Annotated in this window: 13 protein-coding genes and 1 riboswitch; of the genes, 10 read left to right on the top strand and 3 right to left on the bottom strand. The window is 37.6% G+C overall.

Annotated elements, in window-relative coordinates:
* Positions 1-34: 34 nt before the first annotated feature.
* Together fumC and CLU97_RS20330 are read right to left on the bottom strand one after the other, a co-directional pair.
* Positions 35-1,429: a class II fumarate hydratase gene (gene fumC / locus CLU97_RS20335; RefSeq protein WP_121489539.1), complete on the bottom strand. Its 1,395-nt coding sequence runs from the start codon at positions 1,427-1,429 to the stop codon at positions 35-37.
* A 1-nt stretch (position 1,430) separates the two neighbouring features.
* Positions 1,431-1,880 (bottom strand): hypothetical protein, encoded by a 450-nt coding sequence (locus tag CLU97_RS20330; protein ID WP_121489538.1) that lies wholly within the window; start codon positions 1,878-1,880, stop codon positions 1,431-1,433.
* Between the two features lie 164 nt (positions 1,881-2,044).
* Between CLU97_RS20330 and CLU97_RS20325 the strand changes: the two genes are divergently transcribed.
* Positions 2,045-3,652 (top strand): fumarate hydratase, encoded by a 1,608-nt coding sequence (locus tag CLU97_RS20325; RefSeq protein WP_121489537.1) that lies wholly within the window; start codon positions 2,045-2,047, stop codon positions 3,650-3,652.
* A gap of 93 nt (positions 3,653-3,745) precedes the next feature.
* Positions 3,746-4,030 (top strand): hypothetical protein, encoded by a 285-nt coding sequence (locus CLU97_RS20320; RefSeq protein WP_171006268.1) that lies wholly within the window; start codon positions 3,746-3,748, stop codon positions 4,028-4,030.
* 93 nt (positions 4,031-4,123) lie between these two features.
* Here the strand turns inward: CLU97_RS20320 and CLU97_RS20315 are convergent, their stop codons facing one another.
* A complete protein-coding gene (locus CLU97_RS20315; RefSeq protein WP_183084619.1) occupies positions 4,124-4,996 on the bottom strand; it encodes a helix-turn-helix transcriptional regulator in 873 nt (290 codons plus the stop codon).
* Between the two features lie 154 nt (positions 4,997-5,150).
* Between CLU97_RS20315 and CLU97_RS20310 the strand changes: the two genes are divergently transcribed.
* The 8 genes from CLU97_RS20310 (at position 5,151) to CLU97_RS20275 (ending at position 21,813) form a co-directional block, all read left to right on the top strand.
* Positions 5,151-7,229, top strand: coding sequence for a T9SS type A sorting domain-containing protein (locus CLU97_RS20310; protein ID WP_121489535.1), 2,079 nt, complete (start codon positions 5,151-5,153; stop codon positions 7,227-7,229).
* Between the two features lie 175 nt (positions 7,230-7,404).
* On the top strand, positions 7,405-10,242 hold the full coding sequence (locus CLU97_RS20305) for an alpha-amylase family glycosyl hydrolase (RefSeq protein WP_121489534.1): 2,838 nt from the start codon (positions 7,405-7,407) through the stop codon (positions 10,240-10,242).
* 253 nt (positions 10,243-10,495) lie between these two features.
* Positions 10,496-10,601: riboswitch (SAM riboswitch) on the top strand.
* 92 nt (positions 10,602-10,693) lie between these two features.
* On the top strand, positions 10,694-13,117 hold the full coding sequence (locus CLU97_RS20300) for a TonB-dependent receptor plug domain-containing protein (protein ID WP_121489533.1): 2,424 nt from the start codon (positions 10,694-10,696) through the stop codon (positions 13,115-13,117).
* A 7-nt stretch (positions 13,118-13,124) separates the two neighbouring features.
* A complete protein-coding gene (locus tag CLU97_RS20295) occupies positions 13,125-14,423 on the top strand; it encodes an APC family permease (protein WP_121489532.1) in 1,299 nt (432 codons plus the stop codon).
* A gap of 148 nt (positions 14,424-14,571) precedes the next feature.
* The gene (prfA, locus tag CLU97_RS20290; RefSeq protein ID WP_047428803.1) at positions 14,572-15,657 is read left to right on the top strand and encodes a peptide chain release factor 1; all 1,086 of its coding nucleotides are present in this window, start codon (positions 14,572-14,574) and stop codon (positions 15,655-15,657) included.
* 77 nt (positions 15,658-15,734) lie between these two features.
* Complete coding sequence (locus CLU97_RS20285; RefSeq protein ID WP_121489531.1) at positions 15,735-16,412, top strand: hypothetical protein; 678 nt, start codon at positions 15,735-15,737, stop codon at positions 16,410-16,412.
* A gap of 95 nt (positions 16,413-16,507) precedes the next feature.
* On the top strand, positions 16,508-18,610 hold the full coding sequence (locus CLU97_RS20280; RefSeq protein WP_121489530.1) for a prolyl oligopeptidase family serine peptidase: 2,103 nt from the start codon (positions 16,508-16,510) through the stop codon (positions 18,608-18,610).
* Positions 18,611-18,747: 137 nt separating this feature from the next.
* Positions 18,748-21,813 carry a reprolysin-like metallopeptidase gene (locus CLU97_RS20275; RefSeq protein WP_121489529.1) on the top strand — a complete coding sequence of 1,022 codons (3,066 nt, stop codon included), beginning with the start codon at positions 18,748-18,750 and terminating at the stop codon, positions 21,811-21,813.
* Positions 21,814-21,883 lie beyond the last annotated feature (70 nt).

The following is a 21,883-nucleotide window of genomic DNA, read 5'->3' as shown; positions in this document are numbered from 1 at the left end:
CCGGAGTTTTTGCATTGTATCAGTTATAGAATCATTATTTTAAACTTCCTACCATATCTTCCGGTTTTACCCATTCGTCAAACTGCTCAGCAGTTAACAAACCAAGATTGATGGCTTCTTCTTTCAACGTTGTTCCGTTTTTATGGGCTGTCTTCGCAATCTTAGCAGCATTTTCATATCCGATATGAGTATTTAAAGCCGTAACAAGCATTAAAGATTTGTCTACGAGCTCTTTAATTCTCTCATGATTCGGTTCAATACCTACCGCACAGTGATCATTGAAGGAAATACATGCATCGGCAATCAATTGGGCAGACTGTAAGAAATTATACGCCATTACAGGTTTGAAAACGTTCAGTTCATAATTTCCCTGAGTTCCTGCAAACGAAATCGTAGTATCATTTCCTAAAACCTGTGCACAAACCATAGTCATGGCTTCATTCTGAGTAGGATTTACCTTCCCAGGCATGATAGAAGACCCCGGCTCATTCTCAGGAATATGAATTTCTCCAATTCCGGAACGTGGGCCCGATGCCAGTAATCGTACATCCTGAGCAATTTTATATAAAGAAACAGCCAGCTGTTTTAAAGCTCCGTGAGACTCTACAATCGCATCATGAGCAGCAAGGGCTTCAAATTTATTTTCTGCGGTAATGAAAGGATGATTGGTAAACTGAGCAATATATTCCGCTACTTTTACATCATAACCGTTAGGCGTATTCAATCCTGTACCTACAGCCGTTCCTCCCAAAGCCAGTTCAGAAAGGTGAGGTAATGTATTTTTTAAAGCTCTCAATCCGAATTCCAATTGAGCCACATATCCGGAAAATTCCTGTCCAAGAGTAAGTGGAGTAGCATCCATCAAATGGGTTCTACCGATTTTTACCACATCTTTGAAGGCTTTCGACTTTTCAGCCAGTGTATTTTTTAGTTTTTCAACTGCGGGAATCGTTACTTCCACCACTTTTGTGTAAGCAGCAATGTGCATGGCAGTAGGGTAAGTGTCATTGGATGACTGGGATTTATTCACATCATCATTAGGATGGATTTCAGATTTTTCGCCTAAAGTTCCTCCGTTATTGACGTGAGCTCTATTTGAAACTACTTCATTAACATTCATGTTAGACTGCGTGCCGGAACCCGTCTGCCAGATTACCAATGGAAACTGGTCATTAAGTTTTCCCTCCAGAATTTCATCACATACTTTAGCGATCATATCTCTTTTTTCTGCGGAAAGTACTCCCAGATCAGTGTTGGTATAAGCGGCTGCTTTTTTCAGATAAGCAAAAGCTTCAATGATTTCGTGCGGCATTGAACTCTCAGGTCCTATTTTGAAATTGTTTCTGGAACGTTCCGTCTGTGCACCCCAAAGTTTATCTGCAGGTACCTGCACTTCTCCCATGGTGTCTTTTTCAATTCTGTAATTCATATTATTTATTTGATTTTTCTTTTGTTAAAATGAGATCCTTTATATCGGGCATATTCCTCCCCACATCATAGCTTATAAAACATATTGGGCCAACTGATTTTAAATTTAGTCTCATGCTGTCCTGCAAGACATTAGATAGAGTTAAAGTTCCTGTGGAAAATATGCAATCTTCGTAGCGTTGTGAAGAAAATTTAGCCTCTTTAATAGAAATAACAAACTCATTTTTTTCATTAGTTGTTATATCAGATTTTAAAATTGTAAACCTTTCATTTTGAAAATTGATAAACGAAAAAGTAATAGAATTGGGTGTTTTTTCCAAAATCTCAAATTTAATTGGATGCCCCTCAACTTTTCCGGTCCAAGTTCCTGAAAGTTGTATCGTATTTTCATATTGACCGAAATAGCTACTGTACATTATAAAACAGAAAAAAATGACTAATGTATTTTTCATTAAATTGAATTATGCAAATTTGAAATCTATTGCAATAACTTTCTATAAAGGTACTTATAAACTCAGAAACCGCCAATTTATAATCATTATAAATATCAATTTAAATGACTGATTTTACTCATATTTTTTTACAGGAGACGTATTTTTGCACAAACAAAAATTGAATGGATTTTAGATATCAGGATCCGTATCCTATTCAGAAAGATGATACGGTGTATAAGAAGCTTACATCAGACTATGTAAAGGTTGAAAAACTGGGGGACAGAGAAATTTTAACAGTAGATCCGAAAGGATTAGAATTGTTAGCCGAAGAAGCGATGGCAGATGTTTCTTTCATGCTTCGTTCTTCACACTTAGAAAGTCTTAGAAGAATTATTGACGATCCTGAAGCTACAGATAACGACAGATTCGTTGCTTATAATCTTCTGCAAAATGCTGCAGTAGCAGTTGAAGGAGCTCTTCCTTCTTGCCAGGATACAGGTACAGCAATTGTAATGGGGAAGAAAGGAGAAAATGTGTACACTGGAGTAGAAGATGGTGAATACCTGAGCAAAGGAATCTTCAATACGTATCAGAAAAGAAACTTAAGATATTCTCAGGTTGTTCCTTTAACGATGTTTGATGAAAAGAATTCTGGATCTAACCTTCCTGCGCAGATTGATATCTATGCTAAAAAAGGAGATTCTTACGAGTTTTTATTCTTAACAAAAGGAGGTGGTTCTGCCAACAAAACATTCTTATACCAAAAGACAAAATCTTTATTGAACGAAAAATCTCTTGAAGAATTCGTTAAAGAAAGAATCTCAGATCTTGGAACAGCTGCCTGCCCGCCCTACCACTTAGCATTGGTAATCGGGGGAACTTCAGCAGAAGCCAACCTTGCAACCGTTAAAAAAGCATCCGCAAAATATTATGACAATCTTCCTACAGAAGGAAATGAAGCCGGACAGGCATTCAGAGACCTTGAATGGGAAGCTAAAGTTCAGAAAATCTGCCAGGAAAGTGCCATCGGAGCTCAGTTTGGAGGTAAATACCTTACGCATGATGTAAGAGTAATCAGACTTCCGAGACATGCTGCATCTTGTCCGGTAGGAATGGGAGTTTCTTGTTCTGCAGATAGAAATATCAAAGGAAAAATTACCAAAGAAGGAATCTTCCTTGAGCAATTAGAACAAGATCCGAAAAGATTCTTGCCTGATACTCCTCCACACTTGGAAGAAGCCGTTGAGGTTAACCTAAATAAACCGATGCCGGAAATTCTTGCCGAGCTTTCAAAATACCCGATCAAAACCCGATTAAAACTGAACGGAACACTAATCGTAGCAAGAGACATCGCACACGCAAAAATCAAAGAAATTATCGACAGTGGGAAACCAATGCCTGAATATTTCAAAAATCACCCGATCTATTATGCAGGACCTGCAAAAACTCCGGAAGGAATGGCTTCAGGAAGTTTCGGGCCTACTACTGCCGGAAGAATGGACGTTTATGTAGACGAGTTCCAAAGTCATGGCGGAAGCATGATTATGCTGGCAAAAGGAAACAGAAGTAAAGATGTTACCAATGCTTGTCACAAATACGGAGGTTTCTATCTTGGATCTATCGGAGGGCCGGCTGCTATTCTTGCCAAAGACAATATTGTGTCTGTAGATGTAGTAGACTTCCCGGAATTAGGAATGGAAGCAGTAAGAAAAATTGAAGTAAAAGACTTTCCTGCATTCATTATTTCCGATGATAAAGGGAATGATTTCTTCGCAAATCTTGCCCACTAATTAGTTTAAAATTAAAATAAATAACAAAATAGAACCCTGATCTTTTGTGTAAAAAGGAAAAAAGTTCTATTTTTGCCTAAAATCTTTAAGAGAATGATAACGATATTATCAGCATTTTGGCCGTTTTACCAGTTCCTTTGGACTATATTCTTCATTACTATGTTCCTAGTAGGATTCTGGTGTATTTTTATGTTCTTCGGATTAGTAATCCCAATGTGGCTAACTGAAGGTTTGAAAGAGTATTTCGGAAAAGTAAAACCTTTCGATCCTGAAGATATCAGAAGAAAGCTTATTACTGAGCAGGAAGGTGTAGAAGTTATCTATAACGAGCCTAAAGGAAACGGACCTTTCCTTCACGATCACGGACATCATCATTAATTGATTGTCATTGCTTTTTCACCTTAATTCTGAAAAAGTAATATCAAAGCAAAACAACATATACAAAACCGCTTAAGCAATTAAGCGGTTTTTCTATTTATTATTCCTCAGACTTTCCGGAGACACTCCAAATTTCTTTTTAAAAGCCCGTGTAAAATTCTGCAGGTATTCATAACCACACTCAATAGCAATTTCTTTGATCATAATTTCTTTATCGGTAATCAGCTTTTTTGCTTTCAGCATTCTGAGCTCTGATATATAATGAGCTATCGTTGTATGATACTGAGCCTTGAATTCCTTTCTGATGATATTTTGATTCAAACCTATATACTTTCCAATCTCTTCTGCTTTTATATTTCTGTGGTAATTTTCATCAATAAATTTTCTGATGATTTCCGGTATCTTTGGAGTAGATTCCAATGTGTTTTTCTCATTGAACTGCTCAAAAATTAAAATAAGAAGTTTGATGATCTTTGCTTCTATAAATAATTTCTGCATGATCCCTTTTTTGGTATAACCCAGAATCTCCTTTACAATCATATGCATTTCAACCGTCATGTCCGGCGGCGTTTCTTTATGAAGGAAAATGAAATTATTATGAATCATATTTTCCAGAATTTCAGCATTCTCATGATTTAGCTCAGGATTGATGAGGTTAAAAATATATTGGTAATTAATCTGAATCTGAAGATACCTCAAAATTTCCTGATTTTCTGTCCATAATTCCGCAACACTTTCTTTTGGTGAATAATGGAGGATGTATTGATTTTTCTTGAATTGAAATTTAGTACCGCAGTCATGAGCCTCTAAATTAATGCTATCACTCAACATGAAAATAAGATTAAAACTGGACCTCCCTTCCAGCATATGAGATTTGAAGGATTGGTCAGGGCACAGGTCTTCCTGCATGATGATTTTGATGTCTTCGGATCTGAACAAAAGTCCACTTTTATATTGATTCCTCATACAACACATTTTTACGGCCATGGTACAACTTCTTAAAGGAAAAGTTCTTCGCAGGATAACCAAAAGTTCGGAAATGATAACTCGGGGTTGATAATGTGAGGTACTTTTGCGCAAAATTAAATTAAATTTAGAATAATTAAAAATAATATTTCATATGTTTAAAGATTTACATTTTGCAATACAGAAAATAAGAACGGGATTAGCACTGCTAACCCTTGCTGGAAGCTGTATGTATGCACAGCAATGGGAAAATGTAGGAGGCGTTCAGGATGTATCTGCAGCAGGAAGCAGTTTTAATAATCTTGTTATTGATAACTCAGGAAATTACTATCTGTCATATTATGATGTTTCAGTAGCAAAAGGTTCTGTTCAGAAATTCAACGGAAGCTCATGGTCTTACTTAGGCGGAACGGCCGGAGTTACTACGGGAACAGCCACTTACAACTCATTATCTGTAAGCCCTAATGGGAACAGTATTTATTATACAAACCAGCTTGGTTATCCGGGTTCAGGGATGGAAGTACGTTTATATACAGGATCATTGTGGTCTCAACTTCCTAATGCTACAGAAAGTTCTGTAAATTACCAGGCTTCTGCGGTATCCTCTGATAATATTATATTCACTTATGGATCTTATGGTTCGGGAACAGTAAAAAGATATTTTGGAGGAGCATGGGAGCAAGTAGGAAATGCAGGCTTCTCAGGAGGCGCTGAATTTGCTGAAATGGTTATCGGAACCAATAATATGGTCTATACCTGTAATGTTTCCGGAGGGCTGAAAGTGTATCAAAACAGTACAGATGCCAATTCTACACAAAACTGGACTTTAGTAGGCGGAGCTGCTGCAGATGCTTCATCATCAGGAGAGCAGTACAACGCTGATATTGCATTAGATGGATCCAATAGAATTTATGTAGCCTATGTATCCAACTCAGGAGGAGGAAGAAAAGTGAATGTTAAAAAATTTGACGGAAACTCATGGGTACAGGTTGGAAATGCCAACTTTTCTGATGGAAGAGTACAGCACGTTGCTTTAGCGGTAACCGGATCCGGGACACCTTATGTGGTAGCCAGCCGTTTTGAAAATGATAATTTCCTGAGAAATACTGTTTATAAATTAGACGATTCACAAAACTGGGTTCCTTTTGGAGGAGATTTTGTTTCGGATGGTGAGGCAAAATACAATGATCTTGCAGTAGATAAAGCACAGAATTACCTTGTTTTGGCTTATTCTGACACTACAACAAAAGTTAAAAGAATTTCTCTGAACTTAAATCCTCAGACTTGCAGCAATACAGATCCCGGAGCCAATGCAGGTGATATTGGATGTATAAGCTTTATGTATCGTGGTCAGCAGGTTGCTTATACTACGGTAAGAGGATCAGACGGAAAAATATGGCTTCAGCAGAATCTGGGAAGTGCACAGGTAGCTTCATCAATGGCTGATGCCAACTCATACGGAGATCTTTTCCAATGGGGAAGATGGGATGACGGGCACCAGCTTAGAAATTCTCAGGTAGTACAGGCGCCATCACCTAACACACCGGAAGGAACAAGCATAACTGCAGGTGGTTATATTGCAGGCTCTCCGGCATGGTGGGCAGGTTTTTCTGGTGGAGATACATGGAACGGAGCATCCGTTGCAGATGTAAATGCATCCGTAGGAGTAGATCCTTGTAAAGCCATTGGACCAGACTGGAAAATGCCATCTCAGGCAGACTGGACCACTTTAGTAGGAGCTGAAAGTATTGCCAGCCCAACAACGGCTTATAACAGCCATCTTAAATTACCGGCAGGAGGATTCAGAAGCTCAAGTGATGGTAACTTTACGTATGTAGGACAAAGAGGATATTTTTGGAGTTCTGATACCTCAAGCTCAGGAGGAAAATATCTGTATATCGGGACTACTATTGCCAATCCATCAGCTGGTGCTATGAGAGGGCAGGGAGCATCCGTAAGATGCATCAAGCCTACATCTTCTTTAAGCACATCTGATATTAAATTAAATAAAGCTGTTGTAGGAATGTACCCTAATCCTACAAAAGGAATTCTGATGGTAAAATCTGACGCAGCGATTGAAAAAGTAAACGTTACCAATGCAGTAGGGCAAAGAATGAATGTACAGTTCTCGGATAATCAGATCAACATGACTGAACTTCCCTCAGGATTATACATCGTAGAATTGAAATTAAAGAACGGGCAGATTGTTTCTAAAAAGATTATAAAAGATTAAGCTGTTTCAAAAATATTCGTCATATAAAAAATAGTTCATTACAATTACTTTTATTGGGAGGCTCATGAAATTTTCATGAGCCTTTTTTATGTATTTTTTCTTCTGAAAATGAAATATCTCATCAAAATAATGAGTATGAATAAAAATTAATATTATATTCGATAAAAAATAAGACATGAAAAAATTTTATTCCGTTGTTTTTCTGCTGATTACAATTGTTGTTTTTGGGCAGATCAATTACACCATTACCCCTAATCCATTCAATGAAACAGATGCTGTAACGCTTACCGTTCCGGGAGATCAGATTGACGAATCTGCATGGGGAGTTTCCAATAATGCCATTTATATCTGGAGCTGGTCTTTTGATACCAATTATCAGAACAGCCAGGATTGTCCTACGAATGGCAGCTGGAACAACTCCAATGATTTGAATAAGCTGGTTTATAACGCCGGAACAGACAGCTATTCACTTACTTTTACACCAACTTCTTTCTTCGGAAGAACAGGGATCGGAAGGTTCGGGTTTTTATTGAAAGATAAAACAGGATCTCATCAGACCTCACCTGATATTTTTGTAAACGTAGGGACTTTAAGCTTAAATCTTACCAATCCACTGGCGAATAGCCTTACCACAGTTCCTGTGGGGAATTCCATTAATATTACGGCTACAACCAATGTCAATGCAACATTTCAGTTAAAAGCCAATGGAACGGTTGTAAATTCTACTGCAACTCCTTCACAATCCTATTCTTACAGTTACACAGTCACTCAGGATGCCAGTATGGAGCTTGTTGCAACACAGGGAACCAATTCTAAAAATGCAACATTTATTTTACAGGTTCCGAGAAATGTGGTTTCTGAAGCAATACCCAACTGGATGAGACAGGGAATCAATTATCACCCGACAGATCAGACCAAAGTGGGACTCGCACTATATGCTCCGGGGAAAAGCTTTGTACATGTCATCGGCAGTTTTAACAACTGGGCGGTGAATGATACTTATTTAATGAAAAGAGATACTACAAATCCCGATTTGTATTGGATAGAACTTAATGGAATTACTCCTCAGCAGTTATATACTTTCCAATATAGAACCAATGATTTGAGAAAAGTAGCAGATCCTTATTCACCACAGATTTTATCATCTTATGACGATCAATGGATTTCGGCAACTACTTATCCAAATTTACCTGCATTTCCTGCCGGGCAGGGTTTTGAAGTTTCAACATTTAAAACAGGTCAGGCTGCTTACAACTGGCAGGTCACCAATTTTCAGAGACCAGCAAAAGAAGATCTGTTAGTCTATGAAGTATTATTGAGAGACTTTACACAGGAAAAGAACTGGCAGTCACTGATTGATAAAATTACTTATTTAAAAAATTTAAAAATCAATGCCATAGAATTAATGCCGATCATGGAATTTGAAGGAAATCTTTCCTGGGGATACAATACTTCCTTCCATTATGCATTGGATAAAGCGTATGGAACTCCGGAAAAATTCAAAGAATTTGTAGATCTGTGCCACCAAAACGGGATTGCGGTGATTCTGGATGTCGCGTTTAATCATGCTACCGGGCGTTCTCCTTTGGTAAGACTTTGGAATATAGATCCGGATGGAGACGGTTATGGAGATGTGGCTGCGAATAACCCTTACTTCAATCAGGTTCCGAAACATTCCTACAATGTATTCAATGATTTTAACCATACAAGTCCTTCAACGCAGTATTACGTTGAAAGATGTCTTCAGCAATGGCTGACTGAATATCACATAGACGGATTCCGTTGGGATTTAACAAAAGGATTCACTCAAAGCTGTTCCGAAAACGACGAAACATGTACCAATGCCTATCAGCAGGACAGAGTGGATATCATGAAACACTACGCAGACAGACAGTGGGCTCTGGATCCGAACTCATACATGATCTTCGAGCACCTTGGAACAGATGCAGAAGAGCAGCAATGGGCGAACTACAGAATTGCAGAAGGAAAAGGTGTTATGCTTTGGAATAAACAGACAGATCCTTACAATCAGAATACAATGGGCTATCAGGAAAATAGCAATTATGACCGCATGAGCCACAGCCTTCACGGCTTTACCAATATGAGTGCTGTAGGCTATGGAGAAAGCCATGATGAAGAAAGACTGATGTTTAAAAATCTTACATATGGAGCTACTAATGGAAGCTATAATGTGAAAGACCTGAATACTGCTCTTGAAAGAATGAAAACTTTCGGTGCAACTTTCTTTACCATTCCCGGTCCGAAAATGATCTGGCAGTTTGGTGAATTAGGATATGAATTCAGCATCAACAGATGTGCGAATGGTACTATCGACAGCGGTTGTAGAACAGATGAGAAACCTATCGCGTTTACTTTAGGATATGATACGAATGCGAACAGAAAAGCTGTTTACGATACCTGGGCTAAAATCATCAATATCAGAAACAGTCATCCGGTTTTTAAATCTAAAACGTACAGTATAGAATCCAATAACCTTACGAATGATCCTAATGGTCTGATCACAAGAATTTACGTGTATGATACGTCTATTGCAACAGGAACTAAGAATGTAGTAGTATTAGCCAATTACACCACTTCTGTGCAAAATGTAGTACCTTATTTCCCTTACACAGGCCAATGGCAGAATCTGATGGACGACAGTATCTCAAATGTAGTCTCCACAACAGCTCCGATTACTCTACAGCCTGGAGAATTCAGAATCTTTGGAAATTATGCAGGTGCTTTGTCAGCAGCAGATACCAATGCAGCCAACAAATTATCCCTTCAGATTGCAGATAATCCGGTAAAAAATGGAGTTGCCCAATTAGTTTTCAGTAAAGCTAAAAACGGAGAGATTTTAATTTTTGATATGACTGGTAAAAAGCTTGATTCATTCAAACTGGATAAAGAAAACGGGATTTATGAAGCGAAAATCAGTTATCCGGCAGGAACTTATCTGGTACAGCTGAAATCAGACACAGGAATAGCCATTCAAAAGATGATCATTAAATAAAAATGTTTAGACTTATAAAAAATGTATTAAAACCATTAAGAAGGATTTAAGCAATAAAGTAGAGTTAAGATGAATCATTCTGATTCTTAAGCGTATAGCGAAGTTTCTCTTAATACTCTTAAACTCTTATTACATCTTAATGGTTCAAAAATAAAGGTGTAAACAATTTATATAAAATAATAAAAGGCAAATTTGCATTGTAGCAGATTTGCCTTTTTTTGTACATTTAAAAAAATAGTCTACTTTTGCAGTAGATTTATCAAGAAAGGTGGAGGGATTTGGCCCCGTGAAACCTTAGCAACCTACACGGTTTCAGAAGTGTAAAGGTGCTAATTCCAACCCTTAGGGGGAGATAAGTGAAGTCAATATTCTATATGAATTCCATTTCTTGAAGTCTTGTGTATCTGCGGAAATATCCGCCAGACCTGTATTATTAATTGTCAAGAACAAAATGAAAAAATTAAGCACAGCTGTATTATTGCTCGGAGCAATTCTGGTCGCTGCTCAGGAAAGTGAGGAAAAAGGAAATCAGATCGAAGATATTGTCATCGTCGGAAACCGTAATGTCAAAAGAACAAAGCTGGAGACACCCGTTCCTGTAGATGTAATTAATATCGATAAAATTCAGAGAAGCTCCCCACAAATGACTGCTCAGGATCTCCTGAACTACGTTATTCCATCGTTTAATGCAGTGAGACAGTCTGCTTCAGATGGTACAGAGCACATTGATCCTGTAACTTTAAGAGGAATGGGACCTGATCAGGTTCTGGTATTGCTTAACGGAAAAAGAAGACATTCCACCTCTTTAGTTAATTATCAGAATACTGTTGGAAATGGCTCTGTTGGAACAGATTTAAGTACAATTCCTGTTATTGCTATTGATAGGATAGAAGTATTAAGAGATGGAGCCGCAGCGCAATACGGTTCTGATGCCATTGCAGGAGTCATCAATATTATTCTGAAGAAAAATATAGGAGCTTCAGCAAGTCTTACCTATGGATTAACCGGAAGAAATGATGGTGATACTTACCAGGCAGGAGCCAATTATGGAACTTCATTAGGAAAGAAAGACGGATATATCAACCTTTCACTACAATTAAGCCACAGAGGAAAAACAACACGAACTCAAAATCATGACCTGGATATTTTTGGGAATAATTTTGCCTATGCATTTGCTGATGATCCGGAAGCGGCAAGGGCAGCAGATGATGCAAAAATTAAAGAACGAGGATTAACCCGTGACGATTTTAATTTTCAGATTGGAGATGCCCAAATTAGGCAGGGACAGCTGTTTTTCAATGCAGAATATCCTTTTAATGATCATTTTAAAATGTATTCTTTTGGAGGATTCAGTATCAAAGAAGGAAAAGGTTTTGGCTTCAGAAGACTTCCGAGCGAAACATCCAATGTGGTTTCATCCATTTATCCGAACGGTTTTCAGGCGACTCTTGGATCACAGGTGTACGATGTTTCTTACGCTGTAGGAGCAAAATATAATTTGAATGACTGGTTATTTGACTTAAGCAATACTTTCGGAAGCAATACTTTTAACTACAATGTAAACAATACCAATAATGCTTCACTGGGAGCAAAATCACCTACGAGTTTTTATGCCGGAGCACACAGCTTCCTTCAAAATACCATTAACCTTGACGTTTCCAAAAATATAAACCGTTTCAATATCGCGTTCGGAGGAGAATTCAGATTTGAACAATACCAGATCAAAGCAGGAGATGAAGCATCTTATACCCAGTATGACATCAACGGAAATGTTGCCACAGAAGGATCAACAGTGTTAGGTGCAGGCGGATCTCAATCCTTTATCGGGTTTTCTCCCAATAATGCATTGAAGAAAGACAGACATTCAACAGCAGTGTATGCAGATGTTTCCTATGATTTAGATAAAAAACTGAATATTGATGCGGCTGCAAGATTTGAAAATTATTCAGATTTTGGAAATACTCTGAATGGAAAACTGGCGGTACGATATGAGTTTGTGAAAAATTATGCAATAAGAGCGGCAGTGGGAACGGGATTCAGAGCGCCTTCTCTTCAACAGCAGTATTTTAATAACTCTTATGCCGATATCTCCACTTCCGGTTCCGGAATTGTCACCAAAGGGATTTTCAGAAATGACAGTGATGCTGCGAGAATTCTTGGATTTGATAAACTCAAACAGGAAACGTCTGTCAATGCAAGTGCAGGATTCACTTTAAAACCTGCAAAAGGATTATTTATTACAGTAGACGGATATTGGATCAAGGTGAAAAACAGGATTGTGATTACCAGCAATATTACTGATCCAAGGTTAGAACAGTTTAAGGTAGAAAGCGGAAGATTCTTTGCCAATGCCATAGACACAGAAACCAAAGGAGTAGATGTAGTGGTTTCCTATGACTGGATCCTTGGGAATGGAAAATTAAATATAAATCTTGCCGGAAATTATACAGAAACAAAAATCACAGATTTCCATTTTCCGGAAAATCTGGGAACTCCACAAAATGAATTCTTTGGTCCGGATCAGATTAATATCATTGAAACATTGTCTCCCAAAACAAAAGCCTCATTAGGATTAAATTATGGAATCGGCAAATTTAATTTTCTCGTAAGAAATACCTATTTTGGTAAAGTAATAAGAGATGGCTATCCTTTTGGAGGTGTGCAGGAGTTCTCCCCGAAAGTAGTAACCGACATCAGTGTTGGGTATGATATTACAAAAAGTATCAACTTTACGGTAGGAGCCAACAATGTGTTTGATGTCTTCCCGGATCGCCAGATTTATGAAAATTCATACTATGGAGTATTCAAATATGCGCCGGTTCAGATGGGAACACTGGGGAATTATTTCTTTGGAAGGCTTAATTTTAATTTTTAATCATTAAATGAGTACTACCTCACATCAGATTGGCTGGAAAACAGCCGCAGCCATCGTGGTTTCCAATATGATAGGAACGGGGATTTTTACAACCCTGGGCTTTCAGTTATCCGATATTACCAATACCTACAGCATATTCCTGCTATGGGCAATCGGAGGAATTCTAGCGCTGTTCGGGGCTTTTTGCTATGCTGAATTAGGTTCGCATTTTAAAGGAAACGGGGGTGATTTTATTTATCTTAAAGAAACCTATCATCCGCTGTTCGGATACCTGATAAGTTGGGTTTCTCTGATTATTGGGTTTTCCTCTCCTGTGGCTCTGGCAGCCTTAGCTATGTCAAAATACCTTTCTGTATTTGATTATTCTTTTGGAAATGGTTTTGCAATTGCTGCTATTTTCCTGGTTGCAATTGCCTTATCCTTTAGCTTAAAAACATCCAGCAGATTTCATAACTTTTTTACTTTCATTAAAATAGCTTTCATTATTGTACTGGTTATTTTGGGTGTTGTACTTTCAGATTCACCACAGATTGGAAATAGCCTGAACTTCGGTGATAGTTGGAAGAACGAAATCATACTCCCGGCTTTTGCTACATCCTTGGTATTTGTAACCTACTCCTACACGGGATGGAATTCAGCTTCTTATATCGCGGGAGAAATAAAAGATGTTCAGAAAAACCTTCCTAAATCACTGATTATAGGGACTGTTTTCGTAACGGTAAGCTATATTCTGGTAAATTATATTATGCTGAAGCATGCTCCGGTAAGCCAGTTGGCAGGAAAAGAAGATGTAATGGGAGAAGCAGCCGTCAATATGCTTGGTCCCGCTTTTGGAAAGATTGTCAATATTTTTATTGCTCTACAGCTGGTTGCAACAATTAGCGGGTATCTGTGGGTAGGATCAAGATTAACACAGGCTTTTGCAAAACATACCTCCATTTGGAAACCTTTAGCAGTGGGTAACGAAAAAGGAATTCCGGTAAGAGCTATTTTCGCTCATGCAGTAATTGCTGCCATTATTATTCTGACAGGGAGCTTCAAAGAAATATTTGTCTATACGGCTTTTATTTTACAGCTTTTTGCAAGTCTCGCTATTTCAACCGTATTCTTCCTGAAGAAAAAAGACAGGAAAATTTTTAAGTCGAATGCTTTCCACATTTTTCCGGCTGTTTTTTTACTGTTCAGTTTTTATATTCTCTACTTTACATTCATTCATAACCCTAAAGAAAGCTTGATAGGACTGGGAATTATCGCAGTGGGAATTGCTTTATATTTAATAGACAGAAAGCTTTCCAAAATATCTTAGAGCCTGATTTCAATTGAATAAACAAATAGACAATCCTGCCTTTTTACACTTTCGCTCCCTTTATCCCTAATGCTCAAAAATTTATGATGATTCGGAATTTTAATTTTGAATTAATAATCCTTATCTTTGCACCCACAAAATTTCTACAATGTCTAAATCATTAATTCCAAAATTAGAAGCTATAAAACAAAGATATAATGAGGTTGCAGACCTTATTATACAGCCTGATGTCATTTCAGACCAAAAAAGATATTCTTCTTTGAACAAAGAATATAGTGATTTGGGAAAAATTGTAAGAGTTTACGATCAGTACAAAGGTGCCCTGGACAGTATTGCAGAATCTGAAGAGATTATTGCAGACGGTTCAGACAGAGATTTGGTAGATCTTGCTAAAGAAGAAAAGTTAGAAGCTCAGGCTAAACTTCCTGGACTGGAAGAAGAACTGAAAGTATTGCTTATTCCTAAAGATCCTGCCGATGACAAAAACGTTATCGTGGAATTACGTGCCGGTACAGGTGGGGATGAAGCCGCTATTTTCGTAGAAGATGTTTACAGAATGTATACCATGTATTTCAAAACAAAAGGTTGGAGACATGAAGTAACAGATTCTAATGAAGCCGCAAAAGGATACAAAGAACTGATCATGAAGGTGGAGGGAGAAGGCGTTTACGGAATCATGAAGTTCGAATCCGGAGTTCACCGTGTACAGCGTGTACCTGAAACAGAATCTCAGGGAAGAGTTCACACTTCTGCCATTACAATTGCTGTTCTTCCGGAAGCTGAAGAAGTGGATTTTGAATTGAATCCTGCAGATATCGAAATGCAGACATCCCGTTCAGGAGGTGCCGGAGGTCAGAACGTAAACAAGGTTGAAACTAAAGTTCAGCTTACCCACAAACCTTCAGGACTTGTTGTGGTATGTCAACAGGCTCGTTCTCAGTTGGCTAACCGTGAGTTGGCAATGGAAATGCTAAGAACGAAATTATACGATATCGAATTGCAGAAAGTACAGGGAGATATTGCCGCACAACGTAAGTCTATGGTATCTACCGGAGACCGTTCTGCAAAAATTAAAACTTATAATTACCCGCAAGGTAGAGTTACAGACCACAGAATCAATAAGTCCATGTACAACCTTGATGCTTACATGAACGGAGATATTTCTGAAATGATTGATGCCGTAATCATGGCAGAAAATGCAGAGAAAATGAAGGGGGAAGAAGAAAATTATTAAGATTAGAACCAATAAAAATAAAGCCTCTGATTCTTCAGGGGCTTTGTTTTTCCCAATAACGAAACAAAATATAAACTATGAAAACCTGCAAAATTATTTTACTGCTGATGCTTACCATGATGGGACAGCAGCTTATGGCTCAAACTGAAGTAAAGAAACCTAAAGAAGCCTTTGAACTATTCTTTGGAACCTTCGTCAACAATGATGAGGTTGCATTGGGTAAGCTTAATGACTATTTAAAACCAACAGTAGACGGGCAGATTGCGTATCAGGTGAATTTTAAAGAAACATCGCAGGAAATGATGAATGGCAGTGTGGATAGTTTCCTTTCTGCTTTTCCCAAAGCTACGGCTGAAGCATGTAAAAAAGAAGCGGAAGATTATTTCAGAGGAATGTTTGATAATTTTAAAAAAGGAAAACTTACCGTAAAAGACGTAAAAGTGGTTCCGAATGAATACGTGGAAGGACAAAAAATTGCAGAAGTAAGCTATTCTGTAAACTTCCTGGTTCCCTCAAAACTGATTTCCGGACCCAAAGGAGATCTGAATAAAATAAAACCGGAAGACCTGAAAAAATATTTAGTTCAGGCAGCTCAGGATTTTAAAAATGCAGATAAAACCGTAACTACAGACCAGAACTTTAGTCTATACGAACTGAAAGAAGGAGATAAAATATACTACTGGAACGGGAGCCCGGATGAGATTGTTACCAATCTTACTGATTTCTATTTTGAAAGCTTCGGTGCCGGTGAATAGTAGAAAAATTTCATTACAAAGAATAAAAAGTCTCAATATAACGGGGCTTTTTTTATTTCACATACTTTGCGTATTTTTGAGAAAAACCGATCAGTATGAATTTTAAGCCTATATTGTTAACAGCTGGAGTCTTATTTTCAGCATCTTTTTATTCTCAGAAAATGAATTACCCTAAAGCATTAAAAGGAAATCAGACAGATACCTATTTTGGAACTGCTGTTTCTGATCCTTTCAGAGATCTTGAAAATGATTCTGAGCCTACAAAAAAATGGGTAGATGAAGAAGTAACTTACAGTCAGAATTACCTTTCTAAAATTCCGTTCAGGGATAAAATAAAAAGCCAGCTGAAAGATATCTGGAACTATGAAAAAATTTCAGCCCCTTTCAAAGAAGGAGATTATACCTATTATTATAAAAATGATGGCTTGCAGGCACAGTCTGTTTTGTACAGAACAAACAACAAGACCAATGCTACAGAAGTATTTTTAGATCCTAATAAATTTTCGGAAAAAGGAACTACTTCACTTTCCAATCTTTCTTTCAACAAAAAAGGGAATCTTGCCGCTTATTCTATTTCTGAAGGAGGAAGCGATTGGAATAAAATTATCATCATAGACGCTGTTACCAAAAAACAGATTGATGAAACGTTACTGGATGTAAAATTCAGCGGAATTTCTTGGCAGGGAGACGAAGGATTCTATTATTCAAGCTACGATAAACCAAAAGAAGGAACCGTACTTTCCGGAATGACGGATAAGCATAAAGTATACTTTCACAAGCTGGGAACAAAACAATCTCAGGATAAATTGATTTTCGGGGGGGATAAAACGCCAAGAAGATACTTAGGTGCAGGGGTTTCTGAAGATCAGAGATACCTTATCATTTCTGCAGCTAATGCTACCAATGGGAATGAACTGTACATAAAAGACCTTCAAAAAGGAGGAGACTTTGTCCAAATTATGAGTGGATTTGACATCAATGCCAGCATCGTAGATACACAAGGTGATGATCTTTTCATTTTTACAGATAAAGACGCCCCGAATATGCGTCTTGTAAAAACTACCATTGCTAATCCGGCTCCTTCAACATGGAAAGACGTAATTCCACAGACAGAAAACGTATTGGGGATCTCTTCAGGTGGAGGATATTTCTTTGCAACCTATATGATTGATGCTATAGATCAGGTGAAGCAGTTTGATAAAACAGGTAAACTGGTTAGAGAAATTACACTTCCAGGAAAAGGAAATATCTCAGGATTCGGAGGAAAAGAAAAAGAGAAAGATGTTTACTTTTCTTTCAGCAATTATATTACACCGGGAACAACATATAAATTCAATGTAGACTCAGGGAAATCTGAAGTATATCAAAAACCGAAAGTGAAGTTTAATCCGGATGATTATGTTTCAGAACAGGTATTCTATACTTCAAAAGACGGTACAAAAGTTCCTATGATGATCAACTATAAGAAAGGAACTAAACTAGACGGTAAAAACCCAACTATTCTTTACTCTTACGGAGGTTTCAACATCAGCTTACAACCGTCATTCTCTGTAGTCAATGCTATCTGGATGGAAAATGGTGGTATCTATGCCGTTCCCAATATCCGTGGTGGAGGTGAATATGGTAAAAAATGGCATGATGCAGGTACAAAACAGCAGAAGAAAAACGTTTTTGAAGACTTTATCGCTGCAGGAGAATACCTTCAAAATAAAGGCTATACTTCAAAAGAATACATGGCGCTTTCAGGAAGATCAAATGGAGGATTATTGGTAGGAGCAACAATGACGATGAGACCGGATCTGGCAAGAGTAGCCTTTCCTGGGGTAGGAGTATTGGATATGTTGAGATATAACAAATTTACAGCTGGAGCAGGATGGTCTTATGACTATGGTACAGCAGAAGACAGTAAAGAAATGTTTGAATATCTTAAATCCTATTCTCCTGTACATAATGTAAAAGCAGGGACTTGCTATCCATCAACAATGATTATCACCAGTGATCATGATGACAGAGTAGTTCCGGCACATTCATTCAAATTCGGAGCAGAACTTCAGGAAAAGCAGGCATGTAAAAATCCTATTATTTTAAGAATTGAAAAAAATGCAGGTCATGGTGCCGGAAGAGCTACGGATCAGGTGATCAGTGAAAATGCGGATCTTATTTCATTTGCTTTATTTGAGATGGGAATAAAAAAATAACTCTAAAAAAAATACAGTATCTATAAAACCGGCTTTTTATTAAAAATTAGCTGGTTTTTTTGTGGAGTTATTGTTTATAATTATTATTTTTATGACGGATATTAAAAGTTTACTAATTCTAAACTATTTAGGTAATTATGAAAAAAAGAATTTTACTAGTTTGTGCACTGGCAGCTGGGCTTTCCAGTTTCAATGCACAGAGGTGGGAACCTGCCTCGCAAAAGACATCGCAAATCAGGAAAGAAGTAGAAGTTCAGTACTCTTACAGATTTGATTTGCAATCTCTTAGAAATATTTTAAAAGATGCTGTAGAAACAGGAAAAGGAGCTAAGGCTGTTATTGTTTCTCTACCTACAGCAGAAGGGAAAATTGAAAAATTTGCTGTTTACAGTGATCCTGTTATGGAAAAATCTATGGCAGACAGATATCAGCTGGGATCTTACGTAGGAGTAGGAGTTGATGATCCTGGTAAATATGTGAGATTCAGTACTGCACCTACTGAAATGCAGTCTATGATTATCAAAGATGGAAAGTTCCAGTTTATAGAGCCTATTAGTACAGATAAGCAGGTTTATGGTGTTTTTTATAAAACAAACAGAACAGAGAGCGAACATGGGTTTGAATGTTCTACAGACGAAAAGAACTTTAAAGATCTAAAGTCATTAGAAGCTAATGGAAAAAAAAATCTTTCTAATGTAGGAATCACCAGTAGGCCATCCAGTACAAAATTCAGAACTTACAGATTAGCAATTTCTGTTACAGGGGAGTATACTCAATATTTTATGAATTTGGCAGGTGTACCCGCTACAGCTACTGATGATCAAAAGAGAGCTCCTGCATTAGTTGCAATTAACAACACGATGAGCCGTGTAAACGGAGTATTTCAAAAAGACTTTGGAATAAAATTACTTATTCAGGATTTTCCAAGTATTATCTATACAAACCCTGCTACAGATCCCTATTCCGCAGCAGCTACTGGATCTGCCGGAGCTTGGAATCTCGAACTTCAAAATGCTATAACTGCTCAGGTAACCAATGCAAACTATGATATAGGACATTTATTTGGTGCATCCGGGGGAGGAGGTAACGCTGGCTGTGTAGGTTGTGTATGTGACGACCCAACAACTAGTGAACCTCTGGGAAAAGGTTCTGGGTTTACTTCACCAGCCAATAGTATTCCAAGTGGAGACTCTTTTGATATAGACTATGTTGCTCATGAAATGGGACATCAATTGGGAGGTAATCACACGTTCTCAAATAAATCAGAAGGGTATGGAGCCAATGTAGAGCCTGGAGGAGGAACTACCATTATGGGATACGCTGGAATTACAAGTGATAATGTTCAAATGTCCTCAGATGCTTATTTCCATTATAAATCTATAGATCAGATTTTAACAAATTTGGAAAGTAGGGTAACATGTGGAACTTCAGAGAATATAACCAATAATACACCACCAGTAATAGGTGCACTTACTGCATATACAGTGCCGAAAGGAACAGCTTATTATCTTGATGCAACTGCAACAGATGCAGAAGGTGATGCGCTTAATTATACATGGGAGCAAAATGATAGCGTAGATGATTATGCTACAATCTCCGGAGATAGCGGCTGGGGATATAATTCACAAGGTGCTTTGACAAGATCCCGTTTTGGAACAGCTAGTGGACGAAGATATTTCCCAAGTTTTCCTTTGGTAATGAATGGTATTCTTACCAATAAAACTGATGCAGCAAATAATCCAAACCCAAACTGGGAGACTGTATCTTATATTCCTAGAACTGTACGTTATGCTATCACTGTAAGGGATCAAAACGCACAAAGACCAATGTTGTCTTCTTCAGAAGTGAATACCGTAATTGGAAATGATGGTCCTTTCAAATTTAACGGACTTACTACATCATCAGTATTATATAAAAATGCTAATAACATTATTCAGTGGGAAGTAGCTAATACCAATACAGCTCCTTATAATTCACCTAATGTAAAAATAGATTATACTTCTGATAATGGCACAACATGGACAGATCTTGTAGCTTCTACACCTAATACAGGTAGCTATACGGTACAGATGCCAGCTACAATTACAACACCAATCAAATTGAGAGTATCAGCTATTGGTAACGTTTTCTATGCTGTTTCTCCTCAAGTTACTGTTGCAGATGCTCCTACTTCTCCAACAGCGGCTCCAACAGGGCTTACAACAATAAGCACAGAAGTCTTTAAAACAACTGCCAGAGCATCTTGGAACAACGTACCTGGAGCAACGTATTCTGTTAACTATAGAAAACAAGGCGCTTCAACTTGGTCAAATGTAACAAGCCCAACGAATTCAGTGGTATTAACAGGTCTTGAAGACGAAACAAATTATGAAGTACAGGTTGCGGCCGTTGTAAATACTGTACCTGGAGCATTCTCTAATAATTATACATTTAAAACCAATGGTTTAAAAACAGGTGTTGATTACTGTATATTAAATAGCGGACTTTCAGACTATGCAACAGTATATCAAGTATCACTTAATGGTACTGTAATTCATACAGATGGTTCTTACAGATCTTATAAAGATCTTAGTGAAAATCCAGCTAAGACCCTTAATTTAGTTAAGGGAACTCAATATAGTTTAGATCTTAGAACAGTAATTTCAAGTGCTTATGGACAATTACCATCAAAACCGGTAAGAATCAATGCTTGGATAGACTATAACAGAAATGGTGTTTTTGAAACTTCTGAAAGAATTTATGGATTAGGAAGTAGTAATGTTTCTGTAAATAGCGCTGTGGGAGCAGCATCAAACTTTACAGTGCCAGCCACTGCTTATGCAGGAGATAAAACCTTAAGAATGAGAGTTGTTACTAAATATGCAAATTCAGATTTAGTAGATACATGTGGTCAAATTCCTTCAGGTGCCGGAGGTGTAATGGATCTTCCTGTAAAAATTTCTGAAACGCTTGCCGTAAACGAAACAAACGGAGTAAAATCATCTGAAATTTCAATTTATCCTAACCCTGCAGATACTTTCGTAGAAGTGAAAAATCTAAAAGGAAAAGCAGACTATAAAATCTATACTGCTGACGGAAGATTAGCTCAGGAAGGACAGATTGATGGACAAAGAATTAATGTTGCTTCATTAATCAAAGGGATGTATGTGATCACAATAAAAGATGACAAAAATATGTACAATACGAAGCTTATCAAAAAATAAGGAGACTATTTATCAATAAGAAAGGCCGGGCAAATGCCTAGTCATGGTCGGAAGATTTTTTCTTCCGACT

This window comes from Chryseobacterium sp. 7 (assembly GCF_003663845.1).
Taxonomy (GTDB): domain Bacteria; phylum Bacteroidota; class Bacteroidia; order Flavobacteriales; family Weeksellaceae; genus Chryseobacterium.
The sequence above is the reverse complement of the archived record's forward strand: the minus strand, read 5'-3'. Positions and strand labels throughout refer to the sequence as shown.

Excerpts from the sequence above, each read along its gene's own strand:
- fumC (WP_121489539.1), bottom strand. The coding sequence starts at position 1,429 with ATGAATTACAGAATTGAAAAAGACACCATGGGAGAAGTGCAGGTACCT.
- CLU97_RS20330 (WP_121489538.1), bottom strand. The coding sequence starts at position 1,880 with ATGAAAAATACATTAGTCATTTTTTTCTGTTTTATAATGTACAGTAGC.
- CLU97_RS20325 (WP_121489537.1), top strand. The coding sequence starts at position 2,045 with ATGGATTTTAGATATCAGGATCCGTATCCTATTCAGAAAGATGATACG.
- CLU97_RS20320 (WP_171006268.1), top strand. The coding sequence starts at position 3,746 with ATGATAACGATATTATCAGCATTTTGGCCGTTTTACCAGTTCCTTTGG.
- CLU97_RS20315 (WP_183084619.1), bottom strand. The coding sequence starts at position 4,996 with ATGAGGAATCAATATAAAAGTGGACTTTTGTTCAGATCCGAAGACATC.
- CLU97_RS20310 (WP_121489535.1), top strand. The coding sequence starts at position 5,151 with ATGTTTAAAGATTTACATTTTGCAATACAGAAAATAAGAACGGGATTA.
- CLU97_RS20305 (WP_121489534.1), top strand. The coding sequence starts at position 7,405 with ATGAAAAAATTTTATTCCGTTGTTTTTCTGCTGATTACAATTGTTGTT.
- CLU97_RS20300 (WP_121489533.1), top strand. The coding sequence starts at position 10,694 with ATGAAAAAATTAAGCACAGCTGTATTATTGCTCGGAGCAATTCTGGTC.
- CLU97_RS20295 (WP_121489532.1), top strand. The coding sequence starts at position 13,125 with ATGAGTACTACCTCACATCAGATTGGCTGGAAAACAGCCGCAGCCATC.
- prfA (WP_047428803.1), top strand. The coding sequence starts at position 14,572 with ATGTCTAAATCATTAATTCCAAAATTAGAAGCTATAAAACAAAGATAT.
- CLU97_RS20285 (WP_121489531.1), top strand. The coding sequence starts at position 15,735 with ATGAAAACCTGCAAAATTATTTTACTGCTGATGCTTACCATGATGGGA.
- CLU97_RS20280 (WP_121489530.1), top strand. The coding sequence starts at position 16,508 with ATGAATTTTAAGCCTATATTGTTAACAGCTGGAGTCTTATTTTCAGCA.
- CLU97_RS20275 (WP_121489529.1), top strand. The coding sequence starts at position 18,748 with ATGAAAAAAAGAATTTTACTAGTTTGTGCACTGGCAGCTGGGCTTTCC.